Raw genomic sequence first — 14060 nt, 5'->3', positions numbered from 1 at the left:
GCTCATCGGTCAATACGGACCTTCGTGCTGGATGGTTCATCGGATTGCGGCCGAACTTCCACCCGGTCGTGACCTTACGTGGAACACACACGGCCCCGGCCATCATTGGCGGCCCGCCCTGTGGGTCTCGTATTTCCCGGGGTGGCGAAATAATTATGCCGAAGCGCAGGATTCAGTTGCCGGAACTGGCAGTCTTCGACACTGGTAATCGATTCCCGGATGTATTGTGGAGTTTTCGAGAGTGAAATTGCAGGCGCCCGCGAAATGGCATCCGGCAAGCTGGCGTAGGCGGCCGGTGGCCCAGCAACCCGACTGGCCCGACCCTTGTCAGCTCTCTCGCGCCCGGGCGGTGCTGGCTGCCGCCGCGCCGCTGGTCACCGCCGCGGAGGCCCGCGGCCTGCGCCGCACACTTGCACTCGTCGCCGATCGCCGGGCGTTCGTGGTGCAGGCCGGGGATTGCGCGGAACCGTTCGGCGGGGAGGCGGTGCGTGCCGCTCGTGCCAAGAGCCTGATCCTGGCTCGCCTGTCCGACCAGTTCGGCGCGCGGCTTGGCGTGCCGGTGGTGGTGGTCGGCAGGCTCGCCGGGCAGTTCGCGAAGCCGCGCACAGCACTGTCGGAGGTCATCGACGGCCGGTTGGTGCCCACGTTCCGAGGGCTGGCCGTGAACGCGCCCGAACCACTCGTGAGCGCCCGCCGGCCGGACCCGGGGCGGATGCTGAGGGCGTACGGCACCGCGCGGGCCGTGCTGGCCGAATTACGCTCGGCGTTGTGGACCAGTCACGAAGCATTGCTTCTCGACTACGAGGAAGCGCTGGTCCGGTCCGGCCCCGGTGCGGGGGAGTGGTACCTGTCGTCCACACACTTCCCCTGGATCGGCGACCGGACCCGCCAGGTCGACGGCGCCCACGTCGCGTTCCTGTCGGGTGTAACGAATCCGGTCGCGTGCAAGATCGGCCCCGACGCGGAACCCGAGTCGGTCGTGGACCTGTGTGCCCGGCTCGACCCGCATCGGTCACCGGGCAGGCTGACCCTCATCTGCCGTCTTGGCGTGAACGCTGTCCGTCACCGCCTGCCCGAGCTGGTGGAGGCCGTGCGCGAAGCCGGTCACCCGGTGGTCTGGCTGTGCGATCCCATGCACGGCAACACCCGCCGAACCCAGCACGGTGTGAAGACCCGCTGGCTGAGTGACATCGCCGGCGAGATCACCGCCTGCCGCGAGATCCTGACCGAACGGGGGGAGTGGCTCGGCGGCCTGCACCTCGAACTGGCCGGCGACGACGTGACCGAGTGTGTGGGCGGCGACGTCACCGGCGAGGAGGACCTTTCACGTCGTTACACCTCGCTGTGCGACCCGCGGCTCAACAACAAGCAGGCGATGTCGTTGACGACGTTGCTCGGCTGAGCATGGCACCAGGAAAGCGCTTTCTCCCGCATGGCACGCCAATCGGTGCGGCAAGGCGGCTGCTAGTCCGGACCATCGAGCGAAGTTCCGCGGAAAGTGACCTCCGACCTGCACAATCGCGGTGTCAAGGACATTTTCCGCTGATCGGCACATCGATATGGCTGAGGTTCTCCAGCACCGACCTCGGCGGGTCTACTGTGGACAGATAGGTCGCCGGTGAGGGAACCAGCGATCCGGAGTTGGGGGTGGGCGGCCACCGTGGAACAACGGTCACTGAGCCCCAGCCGGCTGCTCACGTGCCACCCGCACGACGTCGGCAACCGATCACGACGGCCCGGCGACCAGCAAAGGACAAAGGAAAAGGTCAGTGCGTGCGGAAGCCAGGGCAACGCGACGTAGCCCTGCCTACCGGTGGGCGTTACGCGGGCACCGCAACAAGTCGAAGTGGTGGGTCGTCGGCCACCACTTCGGCGTGTTCCATCCGACCAGGAACGACAATGGGCCTTCGGCGACCGCAGCAGCGGCGCCTACCTGATCAAGTTCTCCTGGACACCGATCGTTCGGCACCAGATGGTCAAGGGCGGAGCATCACCTTACGATCCCGGCCTGGCCGAATACTGGAGAAAACGGGCGCGGCAAGAATCCGCCACCGCTGGGCCGATTCACCCTGCGGCTGTCGCAAGCCCAGCAGGCCCGCTGCCCGCTCTGTGGGGACTACCTTTTACCAGCATCGCCCGCCGAAGGGGAGCAGTGGCTGGAAGCCACCCGTAAAGCGATCACAAAACACGCGGTCGCCATAACGGACGGCGAGACCCTGAACGATCATCAAACTCGTCTCATGCACGCCCACTGCCAACGGGACCCCAACAGGTCCAGTGGCAGCCGCCCCAAGCAGCTTCAGCCCGCCAGTTTGCCCCCGCGGCTTGCTTGAGCCGTGTGCGGCGACGAGTCGCAAGCACGGTTCTCAGGGGGACCGCCGCGGCAACGCGGCGGTCCCACCCGACCGGAGGGTGAGACTCTCCCGGGTTACCCGACAGTGATCACGGTGAGGGCCAGAAATCCCCACGCGACTCCCCGGTCGAGCCTGTTTCTGCGATTAACATTCGCGCCCTGGCAATGCGGCACGAACGAGAACACGAACAGCGCTGCGCGAGCAGTCGCTCGAAGGGTTGATCGGCAAGGCTCGCGAGGTCGACGTGGTGCAGTTTCGTGAGGAGTTGGTCAAGCAACCGAACAAAAGGTTCTGCCCGTCCCATTGCGGAAGGGACGGGCAGAACCAGTGGCATCAGGTCGTCAGCCGAGGGCGCCGAGCAACTCCCGGCAGGCATTTTCACACTGGCGGCATGCCTCGGCGCAGATCCGGCAGTGCTCGTGCCGGGAGGCGTGGCGCTCGCATTCGTCCCCGCAGGAACGGCAAACGACAGCGCACGCATCGAGGATGGCGCGCGTGATGTTGGCGTCGTAACCCGTGTGCCGGGACAGGATCCGCTCTGTCGTGGCGCAGATGTCCGCGCAGTCCTCGTTGGAGCGGATACACTTTCGCAGCATCGGGATCTCGTCATCCGGCTCGGACATGCAGGCGTCGGCACAGGCCGTACACGCTTGTGCACAGATCATGCATTGCTCGATGCACCGGATCACCGCGTCGCGGTCCACTTCGCCCAGATCGGCCGGATAGGTCCGTACCATTTCCGTGACTGTCATCGTTCCTCCTCATGCTCGACGACGTGCTCGACGGCACGCTTCGGCTTACCCGGTCGGCACGGCGGTCAACCCCGGAGACCTCCTCATCCACCGGATCGCGATCCATGACCACCGCGACGATCTCAGTGGGGAGGCGAACCCGAGCTTGGTCAGGATTTTCGCGGCGTGGGGGTTGCCGGTGGAGATCGACAGTTCGGCGGCGAACCGGGGTGGCCGGCGCCAGGCATGTTGTGGTGACACGTCAGCATTGCGGCTACGCTGCCGTCATGGCGACCCCGCGATGGCTCGACGACCGGGAAACGCGGCTGTGGCGGGCGCATCTCGAACTGGGGCGAGAACTGCAAAAAGCTTTTGAAAGTCAGCTGTCGCGTGATGCCAGGCTGTCAGGAGCGGAATACGCGCTGCTGGTTCCGTTGTCGGAGGCCGCGGATGGTGTCGTGCGCATGCGCGACCTCTGCCGGGCGGTGGGCTGGGACCGCAGCCGTCTCTCCCACCAGGTCCGCCGGATGGAAAAGCGGGGGCTGGTGATGCGCGCGGAATGCCCTGAAGACGCCCGGGGAGCGATGGCCCGGTTGACCGAGGCGGGACGGACCGCGATCGAGGCCCGCCGCGCCAAAGCACGTCGAAACGGTGTGTCGCCACTTCTTCGATCCGTTGTCCACCAAGGATTGCGACACCCTCACCGACATCTACGAACGTTTGCTGGGAGGCTCGTCCGCGACGTCACCCCGTGGCCGTGACTTCTCAGCCGGCGGTGGACGGTCGCTGAGCACACCAAGACCAACCGGATCGGGTTCACCGCCGCCGCGGACTCCACAGTGGACGTGGAACTCGCGCGTCGCGAGAGCCGGACTCGTGGGTCACGAAGGCCGGACTCGTGGGTCGCGAAGGCCGAACTCGCGCGTTATGAGAGCCGGACTCGCGGGTCACGAAGGCTGGACTCGCGGGACGTGGTCAGGGCTGCCGGTGTTTTTCCGTGTGGCGGCGGGCCTTGGCGCGGTTGCCGCAGATGGCCATGGAGCACCAGCGGCGGCGGCCGCGCGGGTCGGTGAACAGCCACCCGCAGCCGTCGCCCGGGCAGGCCGAGATCGTGGCGAGGGGGGTCGTGGTCAGCAGGTTCGCCGCGGCCCAGGCGACGGCGAGCAGGGGGAGTTCGAGCGGATCGGGCACCGCCAGCGCCCAGGTGGCGACCGGCGCCCCCGGCCGGAGCGTGGCGTGGGCGGCGGCGCGGCGTACCTCGGCGTCGACCGTTTCCCAGTCGTCTTCCCGCGGTGCGCGGACAAACACTTGGTAGAGGGCCTGGCGGAAGACCAGCGCCCGGTCGAGGACGGCCGCCGCCGTGGCCGGGTGCCGCTCGGCTTCGGCCACCGCAGACGCGGTGACGAGTCCGTTTTCCCGTGCCCACACCGAAAGGTGCGCGTGGGTGCGGAGGTATTCCTTCGGCACCTCGTTCTCCCAGCCGGCCCGCGTATTGCAGAAGTCGAGTGCCGGGTGCCGGCCGATCGAGATGGGCAGGGTCAGCCCGTCGACGACGACCGAGGCCATCGGCACGCTCCCTCCGCGAATTTTCATGGGCCCGTTACCCGTTCCGCTCATGCTAACCTCTCACATCCGCTTTACTGGTTAGGGGAGTGGCCGCCATGCCGGTGCTCGCGTGGGCTCGTCTGCGGTACCGCCCGGCGCGGCGGCTGCTGGTGAGCCTCGGCGTCGCGGCCGCCACGCTCCTGCCCGTGCTGGCCGAGGGGAGCTCGGCGATCGCCGTGTCGCAGAGCCTGCGGCACGGCATCCAGCAGCTCGACCCCGGCGAGCGCAGCCTGGTGGTTTCGTTTTCGGGCATGGAGCTGCCCGGGAACCGGCTGGCCTTGATGGACCGCGAGACCAGGGACCAGCTGGCGGGCCTCGCGGCACAACCCGCCCGCGCCGAGTTGCTGTTCCGGCAGCTCGCCGATGCCGCCAACGGCTCGTTCTTCCTCGGCGCCGTCGACGACCTGACCGGCGCGGTCCGGATCACCTCGGGCCGGGCACCCACGTCGTGCGAGCCTCAGCGCTGCGAGGTGGTCGTGGTGGGGGATGGCACGCCCGCGCTCGACCCCGCGCTGGGACTGGTGATCGTCGGCCACGCGGTCCGGGCCGACCCGCTGCTGCTGACCGGCACCTTCAACCCGGCGAGCGACGCGCCGCTGCTGCTCGCCGACGGGGTGCGGCAGGCGGCCGCGCTGGCGTCGCTGGAAACCTTCCAGCGGTCGTACGGTTGGGTCACCCCGATCGATCTCGACCGCGTGCAAACCCTTGGCGTGACCGGTTATCTCGCGCTGAGCGCCCAGGTCGGCGACGCGCTGGGCACGGCCACCGCCGGGGGCCTGGTGCTGACCGCGCCGGACGACGTGCTCCGCGCCGAGGACGCTCGTGCCGGCCTTTCCGCGCGGCGGTTCGCCCTGCTCAGCGGCGCGGCGACGATGCTGCTGTTCGGGTTCGCCGCGATCGGCGCGATCGGCCTGCGCCGCGACCACGGGGCGGTCCTCGAACTCCTCCGGCGGCGGGGCGCCCCTTGGCGGAAAGTCCGCCTGCTGACCGCTCTCGAGTCGGCCGTCCCGGTCGCCGCCGGAACCCTGGCCGGCGTGCTCGCCGGCGGGGCCGTCGTGGCGATTCGCGCGGCAGCAGCGGGATTGCCCGCTTGGTCGTCCGCGCTGGGAGCTCTCCACGGCGCGTCGGTCACGATTCTGCTGGGCGCGGCGGCTGCCGCGGTCGTCGTCGGGGTCACCATGGCAGCAGGGTCACCGGGGTCACCGCCGTCCCGCGCGGGGGGTGGGAACGCGGCCTGGCGTGCGGTCGACGTGACGGTGGTGGCCGGGCTCGTCGCCGGGGCCCTCGCGCTCGCCCGGGGCGCGGTCACCGCGACCGCCCTCGGCGAGAGGACCGACCTGCTGCTGCTCGCCCTGCCGGTCCTCGTGGTCCTGTGCGGTGGCCTGCTGGTCGCGCGGATCTGGCCGCCGGTCACCGGGTTCGCCGCCCGGCTCGCGCCCCGCGGAGCGCTCGGTGTGCGCCTGGGCCTGCTCGGCGTGCTACGCCGCCCGCTGCGGCCGGTCGCGACCGTCGCCTTCCTCACCGCGGCCACCGGTATCGTCGTGTTCGCCGGCGCCTACCAGGCGACCTTGCGGCAGGGCGCCGCCGACCAGGCCGCGTTCGCCGTCCCGCTCGACGCGAGGATCACCACGGGAGCAAGCCTCAAACGGCCCCTGGACGTCGTCACTCCCGAGGTGCTCGCCGCGACCGGTGCCACGGCTCATCCCGTGCTCCGTACCAGCGCCACCGCGAGGGTCAACGCCGCCGAAGCACAGGCGACCGAGGTGGTGGGGGTCGATCCGACGGCGCTGGCCGGAATCCGGTCCTGGGATCACGTCGTCGGGCAGTCCTCGCCCGCCGAGGCCGCGCGCCTGATCTCGGCGGCGGTGCCACCCGAGAGCCCTGGGCTGCTCGTGCCTGCGGGCGCGCGCACCATCGCGTTCCCGGTGCCCGGAGATGCCGGGCCGCTCGATGTCGTGGCCTGGCTTCGTACGGCGGACGGGCGCGACACCGGGCTTCAACTTCGTCCCACCGACGGGAGGCTGGTGGCGGATGTGCCCGCCACCTCGTCGCCGGCCAGGTTGTTCGCGCTGACCATCGCCGAGTCGACGGACTACGCCACCCGACATCAGCACCACATCGGCGAAAGCGACAGCGACGTCTCGGTGCTGTCCGGTGTCCTTACCCTCGGCGCGCCGGAATTCCCCGACACCGCGGCGCAAACCTGGATCGGATGGGGATCCGGGGGCGCCCAGGTCACCGCGTCCGGCAGCGAGCTGAAAGTCTCGTACCAGTTCAGCGGTGCCCGTATCGTCGTGCGGGCGGACGCCGGTGCCACGCCGGCCCCCATCCCCGTCCTCGCCGATCCGGACACCGCCGCCACGGCCACCGGCGGGCTGCTGCATCTGGTGATCAACGGCGACGAACCCCTGCTCGCCCGCGTCGCCGGGATCATTCCACGCTTTCCGGCGACCGGAACGCGTTTCGTGGTCGCGGATCTGCCTGCCCTCGCCGACGCGCTCGATGCCCGCGAGCCGGGTATCGGGTCGGCGCGGGAACTGTGGCTGTCCGTCCCGGACGGCCGAGCGGCCACTTTGGACTCCGCGCTCACGCGTGCTCCCTTCGACCTGGTGCATGTCGACCTTCGCCAGGCGCGTGAAGACAACCTCGCCGGTGACCCGGTCGCGCGGGCCGCGGTGACACTGCTGACCTCCAGCGCGCTGATCACCTTGCTGGTCGCGGCGCTGGCGGTGGTGCTGCTGGTCGTCGCCGAACGCAGGGACGAATCCGCGGAACTGTATGCCTGGGAGACCGACGGCGTGACGCCCGGAACGCTGCGCGTGTCGTTGTTCGTGCGGGCGGCCGCCGTCGTCGCCGTCGCGGTGCCGGGAGGGTTGCTCGTCGGTCTGGCGTTGTCCCTGCTCACCACCAGGCTCGTGATGGTCACCGCGGTGGGCACGACGCCCGTTCCGCCGCTGGCCCTGAGCGTGGGGCCGGGGTGGGTGGCGGCCGTGGTGATCGGCGGGGTCGTGCTCGGGCTCGCGATATCGGGAGTGGTCGCGGCGACGGCCTTGCGAGAGCGGTCGCCCCGCCGTCCGGAGGAGAGCTCGTGGTGACTTCCGATGCCGCGGCGCTCAGCGCGCACGACGTGTTCTGCCTTTACCCGACACCGCGTGGGCACGTCGCCGCCCTGCGCGGGCTGACGCTGGACGTGGCGGCCGGAGAGCGCGTCGTCGTGCACGGACCCAACGGGGCGGGCAAGACGACGTTGCTGCAGGTCCTCTCCGGCATGCGCGGGCCGAGCGCGGGGATGGTCTCGGTGTGCGGGGTCGATCTGGCTGGGGCGTCCGAGCGCGAGCGGACCTTCCTGCGCGCTCGCCGGCTCGGGCTGGTCGAGGCGAATCACGCGCGGACGCTGAGGCCGGAGATGTCCGTAGTGGACAATGTGGCGCTGCAACTGCGGATCACGGGCACCGCGCGAGCGCAGGCTCGTACCAAGGCCGGGAGGCTACTGGCCACCCTCGGGCTCGGGCGCCTCGCCGGCCGGTCCCCGGCTTCGCTGTCCGGGGGCGAGGCACAGCGGGTCGCGGTCTGCGCCGCCGTCGCGCACGAGCCCGATCTGATCCTGGCCGACGAGCCCACCGGCGAACTCGACCAGGCCGCCGCCGACGCGGTCTACGACCTGCTCGCCGACGCGGCGGCGGTCGCGCGCGCGGCGCTGCTCCTGGTCAGCCACGACTCGCGCGCGATGCGGATCGCCGACCGGATGGTGCGGATCCGCGACGGCCGGCTCAGCGAGGAATGGACACCGTCGGACTCGGGCGGCGAGGCGCTGGTGATCGACGACCGGGGCTGGGTGCGGTTGCCGGAGCCGTTGCGGCTGCGCGCGGGCATCGGCACCAGGGTGCGTGCCGAGGCGGGAGCCGGTGCCCTGGTGCTGTCCGGTCAGGACCCTTCGCCGGTCGCCGCCCACCGTGGTCCGGCCCGGGAAGCCACTCCCGCCGCCGAAGGCCGGGAGATCGCGCAACTGTCCGGCGTCACGGTCGTGCGGGGCGGGCGCAAGGTGCTCGACGGGCAGGACCTGTGCCTGCGGGAGGGCTCGCTGACGGTGATCCAGGGCAGGTCGGGTTCCGGCAAGACCACCCTGCTCCGCGCGCTCACCGGCCTCGAACTCCCCGACGCGGGAACCGTCCGGGTCTTCGGCACCGATCTCGCCGAACTCGACCGAGGCGGCCTCGCGGCGCTGCGCCGCCGGTATTTCGCGGTCGCCGCGCAGACCACGGTCCTGTCGGAGATGCTCGACGTGGGGGAGAACCTGGAACTGGCCAGGCAGGCACGAGGGCTCGACGACGACCCCGCCCTGATCGGTTTCTGGGTGGAGGCCTTCGGGCTGGCCCCGTTGCGGCTGCGTCCGGTGCGGGTGCTGTCGGGAGGCGAACGGCAGCGGGTCGCCGTTGCCCGTGTCCTCGCGGTCCAGCCCGCCTTGGCCGTGCTGGACGAACCGACTTCCCGGCAGGACGAGGCCAACGCGGAGCGGGTGGTGGCCCACCTCGTCGTCGCGGCCCGCCAGGGCGTCGCCGTGGTCGCGGCCACCCACGATCCGGTGCTGGCCGAGGCCGCCGACACCGTGCTCACCCTGGATTAGGCAGCTCAGACGACCTCAGCCAGTTTTCCGGTCACCACGTCGAACACGAAGCCGCGGATGGAATCCTTGTGCGGGAGGAACGGGCTGGTGCGGACGCGTGGTGTAACACGAGAATGAAACGATATACGGCGACCGCTGGTTATTGTCCGTTCGGCTCAGTCGCATGGTGCGGGTCTGCCCGGCTGGGCTGCGTTTTGTCGCTCATGGTGACTTTTTGTGCGTTTCGGTGGCAGGTGGTTTGGTGAGGCCATGACCCCATCGGCTCCGCATGGACCCGGGCGTCGCGAAAGCCCGACTCGCCCGTCGCGAAAGCCCGACTCGCCTGGCGCGAAAGCCGGACTCGCCTGGCGCGAAAGCCCGACTCGCCTGGCGTGAAAGCGGGACTCGCGCCGCGCGAAGGCTTGTCGGGGCGGGGCAGGTCGGCCGCGGCTCGCTGTACGGGACGCAGGCGCTGTACGGGCTGGCGGCCGCGGGATGGACGATCTGGCCCTTCCGGGCGTCGAAGCCGCCGGTCGTCGTCGAGGTGTATCCGAGGTTGCCGACCGGGCCGGTCACCAAGAGCGATCCCGCCGAGCGCGCGGTATCTTGCCCCCGTACCCCTGGTCGGCAGGTTCGGCACCTGGCCACGGCCAGTGAGGACGCCTTCGACGCCGCGATGGCCGCGCTGGGCATGGCGGCCGGCGTCACCGAGCTGACCGCCCTGCCCGAAAGGCCCGATTACGCACTGGAGGGCATGATCTGGCCGCCCGAAAATGCGCGGTAACCGCGAGAATTCAGCAGTTCCGGGTGACGCGGGCCGGAAATGACAATGACGGAGCTACGATTTCGAGACGCCTTTTCTCGGACCCAGTCGTTGCGAGCCGTGCGACCGAAATGCAATCCTGGAAGCGAAGTTTGTCGCGGATGTCTACGGGATTGCGTATGCAGGGGTTTTCTGACGCGAAATGGAGTTACGTGACTCGGCGTGTCGTGGATCGCGAGCGCACGAGAGTGGGTGGTTTCGCGCGGCAGCCGGAATTGGGGGACCTTGTCGTTTCCAGTGTGCGGTTCGTGGGCGCGCACGACAGTCTGGAAAACGTTCACGGCCGCCGGGCGCGCCTCTATCCGGGGGACCTCGTGGTGGGCGCGTGCGGCAACCGGTACGCCACCGACTTCTACGAGGGCTACCTGCCCGGCGGGACGAAGGCGCACCTGCTGACCGCCGGGGGAGTGGTCGGCGAGGTCGCGTCCGCGCATGCGCGCCGGGGCGTGCCGACCGAACTGGAGATCATCGGCCCGCTGACCGATCCGGACGGTGTGGCACTGTCCCTCGAGAGTCTGAGCCTGCGGGCGCCGCCGCCCACACGCCCGGTGCCGGGCACCGTGGTCGTCGTCGGCGCGTCGATGAGCGCGGGCAAGACGACCACGGCGGCGGCGATGGTCAACGGCTGGACCCGGGCCGGGCTGGCCGCGGCGGCCGGCAAGGTCACCGGCTCCGGCAGCGGCAAGGACCGCTGGCGGTACCTGGACGCCGGTGCCGCCGCCGTGATCGACTTCCTCGACTTCGGCATGGCGTCGACCTTCGGCTACCCGGTCGACCGGCTGCGGGCCACCATGATCGGCATCCGGGACGAACTGGCCCACCGGGGATCGGACGTGGTCGTCCTGGAAATCGCCGACGGGCTCCTCCAGTCCGAGACGGCCGCGCTGCTTCCGGCCCTGCCCGGGTTCGCGGACGCGGTCGTGCTGGCCGTGTGCGACGCGCTGAGCGCCGTTGCCGGAGCCGGGCTCCTCGGCGATCTCGGCGTGCCCGTGCGGGCCATCAGCGGCCGGGTGACGGCCAGCCCGCTGGCCTCGCGGGAGGTGGCCGAGGCGACCGGGCTGCCGGTGTTCTCGCCCGCCGACCTCTCCGGCGGCGCGGCCGTCGAACTGCTCACCCCCTGGCGGGGCGAATGACCGTGGCGACCGCGTATGTCCCCGATGGCCGGCCGGGTCCGGGGCGACTGCGCGAGGTCGACCTCGACGTGCTCGCGGTGGGGCCGGCGGAACTCGTCCTGCCCGAGGCGACGGTTCGCGACGAGCGTGGGGTCACCTTGTTCGACGATGACGGCATGGTGTTCGAGCCGGCAGCGGGCGGTGGCCCGCTGGCGCCGGCCGCCGCGGACCGCCAGGCGAGGGCGTTCGGCGTGGTCAACGCCGCCTTCCACACCCAGCGGGCACTACGGTTCGTCTCGAGCCTCCTCAACCGTCCGCTTCCGCACCTGGTGGTCCGGATCGGGATGCACGATCAGCCGCGCTGGGGCGGCGGCCACTACCGGCTGCCGCACCCGCTCGAGGACGGCCCGGTGCGGGCGGCCGGGGAAGTGCATCTCGGCGGCGGCCGGGCGTTCCTCGCCGCGCCCAGGTACTTCCACGCTCCGGCCCACAACGCCGCCATCGTCTATCACGAGGTCGCCCACCATCTGTGCCGGCACACCGCGGACTTCCGGCTCAACCGGCTTCGCCCGGCGCACCGCCAGACGAACAAGAAGATCGCCCTGGACGAAGGGACGTCGGACGTGGTGACGGCGATTCTGCTGGGCACGCCCGACATCTACGGCTGGCACCGGCAGCGGATCCCGGCCTGGGACCGGCGCCGCCGCCAGCTTGCTCCACAATGGACCATGGTGCACTTCCACGGCGGGCCGGACCAGGACCCGCACGGCGACGGCACGGTGTGGGCGTCCGCCTGCTGGTCGGCGCGCGAGCGGACGGCCGACCCGCGGCGGTTCGACGCCATGCTGCTGCGCGGCCTCGAACTTTTCGGGGAGGAAGCCGACGTGACCGTCCCGGCCGAGCAGGCGTTGCGCCGCCGCCGGCACTTCTCCCGGCTGCTGTCGGCGATGACCCGCGCGGACCCCGGCCTCGCGCCCGGTGTGCTGGCCGCGATGGCCGCGCACGGCATTCACCTGGGCGCCAGCAATGCCGAGCTGCGCGAGGCCGCCCGCGCCAGGGCGCTCGCGGGCATGGCCGCGGAGGGAACGGCCATATGATGCGCGATCTCGGGCTGTTGCGGCAGCTCTGGCGGTTTCGCTCCTACGGCCGCCCGCATCTGGGGGCGCTGTCCCTCGGCGTCGGCCTGCGCGTGGGCGAACTGCTCGCCGACCTGGCCCGGCCCTGGCCACTGGCCCTCGTCATCGACGGCGTGCTCAAGGGCAACCAGCCCCGGGGACCGCTGGCACCGCTCACCACCGTTTTCGGCGGGTCGAACCTCGCCCAGCTGACCGCGGCCGCCGTCGCCGTCCTGGTCATCACGCTGGCCTCCGGGGTGTTGGACTACCTGGGGGACCGGGTGATGAACGGCGCGGGGGAGCGGATAACCGCCGCGATCCGGACGGACGTCTTCGCGCACCTGCAACGGCTGCCGATGAGCTTCCACGACCACCAGGCCGTCGGCGAGCTGACCAGCCGCATCTCCGTCGACACCGATCGGATCGAGGACAGCCTGGTCGACTTGTTCTCCATCCTGCTGCCGGGACTGCTGTCGATCGCGGGATTCGCGGCCGTACTGCTGTCGGTCGACTGGCGGCTCGGGCTGGTCGCGATCAGCTGCGCCCCGTTGGTGTTCGCGACAGCCGCGCGGTACACCCGCCTGACCCGCACGGCGGCGCGTCGCCGCCGGGCCGCCGAAGGCGCCCTCGCCGGGTTCGTGGCCGAATCCCTGCACGGCATCCGCACCATCCACGCGTTCGGGCGCCACGACCTGCACGACACCCGGTTCGCCGACGGCAACCGCACCACGCTGGACGCGGGCCTGCGTGCGGTGGAGCTGCGGGCCCGGTTCACCCCCATGCTGGAGGTGGTCACCTCCGCCGGGGCCGCGGTCCTGCTCTGGGTGGGCGGGCTGGGCGTGCTCGGCAACTGGTGGACGGTCGGCCTGCTGGTCGTGGTGACCAGCTATCTCAACGACATGGTGAAGCCGATGCGGGCGTTGTCCAAGCTCTCGATCACCTTCAGCCAGGGCGCGGCCTCGGCCGAGCGGGTGGCCGGCATTCTCGACCAGCCTCGCCGCCGGCCGGTACCGTCACGGCCGTTGCCGGCTCGCGCCGAGGGCCACCTCGAACTGCGGGGCGTCGATCTCGACTACGGGCGCGGCCCGGTGCTGCACAACCTGGACCTCACCGTCCGCCCCGCCGAACGTGTGGCGCTGCTCGGCCCCAACGGCGCGGGCAAATCGAGCGTGCTCGCGCTCATCGCCGGGCTGTACCCGCCCACCGCGGGGCAGCTCCTCCTCGACGGCAAGTCGCTGGCAGAACTCCCGAAGCCGTGGCTGCACGATCAAGTCGCCGTCGTCTTGCAGGACACCTTCCTGTTCTCGGGCACCCTCGCCGACAACATTCGCTACGCCCGCCCCGCCGCCACCGCGCACGAGGTCACCCAGGCCGCCAAGGCCGCCCTGGTCACCCAGTTCGCCGATGATCTCCCCGACGGCCTCGACACCCGGCTCGCCGACGGCGGCGTCGGCCTGTCCGGCGGCCAGCGCCAACGGGTCGGGATCGCCCGCGCGCTCCTGGCCGACGCTCCCATCGTGCTGCTCGACGAGCCGACCGCGGGCCTCGACCTCGAAGCCGAACAACTCGTCGTGCGGGCCCTGACCCGGCTCGTGGCCAGCCGCACCGTCATCATGACCACCCACCGGCCAGCCCTGACCCGGCTGGCCATGCGCACGGTCCACCTGCACAACGGCGTCGTCGTCGCGGCTTAGCCTGGCCGGCCTGTCGAGGGCGG

At 70.8% G+C, this 14060-nt stretch carries 10 protein-coding genes; 8 read left to right on the top strand and 2 right to left on the bottom strand.

The annotated features are described in order from the left end of the window. Positions 1-241: 241 nt before the first annotated feature. A complete protein-coding gene (locus VJT49_RS29385; protein ID WP_324168211.1) occupies positions 242-1402 on the top strand; it encodes a 3-deoxy-7-phosphoheptulonate synthase in 1161 nt (386 codons plus the stop codon). A 1293-nt stretch (positions 1403-2695) separates the two neighbouring features. Here VJT49_RS29385 and VJT49_RS29380 read toward each other — a convergent pair. Beyond that, positions 2696-3106, bottom strand: a complete 411-nt coding sequence (locus tag VJT49_RS29380; RefSeq protein ID WP_324168210.1) for a four-helix bundle copper-binding protein — start codon at positions 3104-3106, stop codon at positions 2696-2698. A 266-nt stretch (positions 3107-3372) separates the two neighbouring features. Between VJT49_RS29380 and VJT49_RS29375 the strand changes: the two genes are divergently transcribed. Next, entirely contained in the window at positions 3373-3846 is a 474-nt protein-coding gene (locus VJT49_RS29375) for a MarR family winged helix-turn-helix transcriptional regulator (protein WP_324168209.1), read from the top strand. A gap of 214 nt (positions 3847-4060) precedes the next feature. Here VJT49_RS29375 and VJT49_RS29370 read toward each other — a convergent pair whose 3' ends face one another. Next, positions 4061-4651: a CGNR zinc finger domain-containing protein gene (locus tag VJT49_RS29370; RefSeq protein WP_324168208.1), complete on the bottom strand. Its 591-nt coding sequence runs from the start codon at positions 4649-4651 to the stop codon at positions 4061-4063. 95 nt (positions 4652-4746) lie between these two features. Between VJT49_RS29370 and VJT49_RS29365 the strand changes: the two genes are divergently transcribed. The 6 genes from VJT49_RS29365 (at position 4747) to VJT49_RS29335 (ending at position 14037) form a co-directional block, all read left to right on the top strand. Further along, a complete protein-coding gene (locus VJT49_RS29365) occupies positions 4747-7785 on the top strand; it encodes a hypothetical protein (RefSeq protein WP_324168207.1) in 3039 nt (1012 codons plus the stop codon). Then, on the top strand, positions 7779-9314 hold the full coding sequence (locus VJT49_RS29360; protein ID WP_324168206.1) for an ATP-binding cassette domain-containing protein: 1536 nt from the start codon (positions 7779-7781) through the stop codon (positions 9312-9314). The genes VJT49_RS29365 and VJT49_RS29360 overlap by 7 nt, the downstream gene beginning before the upstream one ends. A 268-nt stretch (positions 9315-9582) precedes the next feature. Continuing rightward, positions 9583-10077 (top strand): hypothetical protein, encoded by a 495-nt coding sequence (locus VJT49_RS29350; RefSeq protein WP_324168205.1) that lies wholly within the window; start codon positions 9583-9585, stop codon positions 10075-10077. Positions 10078-10268: 191 nt separating this feature from the next. After that, the gene (locus tag VJT49_RS29345) at positions 10269-11249 is read left to right on the top strand and encodes a DUF1611 domain-containing protein (protein WP_324168204.1); all 981 of its coding nucleotides are present in this window, start codon (positions 10269-10271) and stop codon (positions 11247-11249) included. Continuing rightward, positions 11246-12325 (top strand): hypothetical protein, encoded by a 1080-nt coding sequence (locus VJT49_RS29340; RefSeq protein ID WP_324168203.1) that lies wholly within the window; start codon positions 11246-11248, stop codon positions 12323-12325. Before VJT49_RS29345 ends, VJT49_RS29340 begins: the two co-directional genes overlap by 4 nt. Beyond that, entirely contained in the window at positions 12322-14037 is a 1716-nt protein-coding gene (locus VJT49_RS29335) for an ABC transporter ATP-binding protein (protein WP_324168202.1), read from the top strand. Before VJT49_RS29340 ends, VJT49_RS29335 begins: the two co-directional genes overlap by 4 nt. Positions 14038-14060 lie beyond the last annotated feature (23 nt).

Source organism: Amycolatopsis sp. (assembly GCF_035276945.1).
GTDB lineage: Bacteria > Actinomycetota > Actinomycetes > Mycobacteriales > Pseudonocardiaceae > Amycolatopsis_E.
This window is presented reverse-complemented; position numbering and strand designations above follow the sequence as displayed.

What these genes read in the sequence shown, in the direction of transcription:
- VJT49_RS29380 (WP_324168210.1), bottom strand. Translation starts at nt 3,106, where the DNA reads ATGACAGTCACGGAAATGGTACGGACCTATCCGGCCGATCTGGGCGAA.
- VJT49_RS29375 (WP_324168209.1), top strand. Translation starts at nt 3,373, where the DNA reads ATGGCGACCCCGCGATGGCTCGACGACCGGGAAACGCGGCTGTGGCGG.
- VJT49_RS29370 (WP_324168208.1), bottom strand. Translation starts at nt 4,651, where the DNA reads ATGGCCTCGGTCGTCGTCGACGGGCTGACCCTGCCCATCTCGATCGGC.
- VJT49_RS29365 (WP_324168207.1), top strand. Translation starts at nt 4,747, where the DNA reads ATGCCGGTGCTCGCGTGGGCTCGTCTGCGGTACCGCCCGGCGCGGCGG.
- VJT49_RS29350 (WP_324168205.1), top strand. Translation starts at nt 9,583, where the DNA reads ATGGACCCGGGCGTCGCGAAAGCCCGACTCGCCCGTCGCGAAAGCCCG.
- VJT49_RS29340 (WP_324168203.1), top strand. Translation starts at nt 11,246, where the DNA reads ATGACCGTGGCGACCGCGTATGTCCCCGATGGCCGGCCGGGTCCGGGG.
- VJT49_RS29335 (WP_324168202.1), top strand. Translation starts at nt 12,322, where the DNA reads ATGATGCGCGATCTCGGGCTGTTGCGGCAGCTCTGGCGGTTTCGCTCC.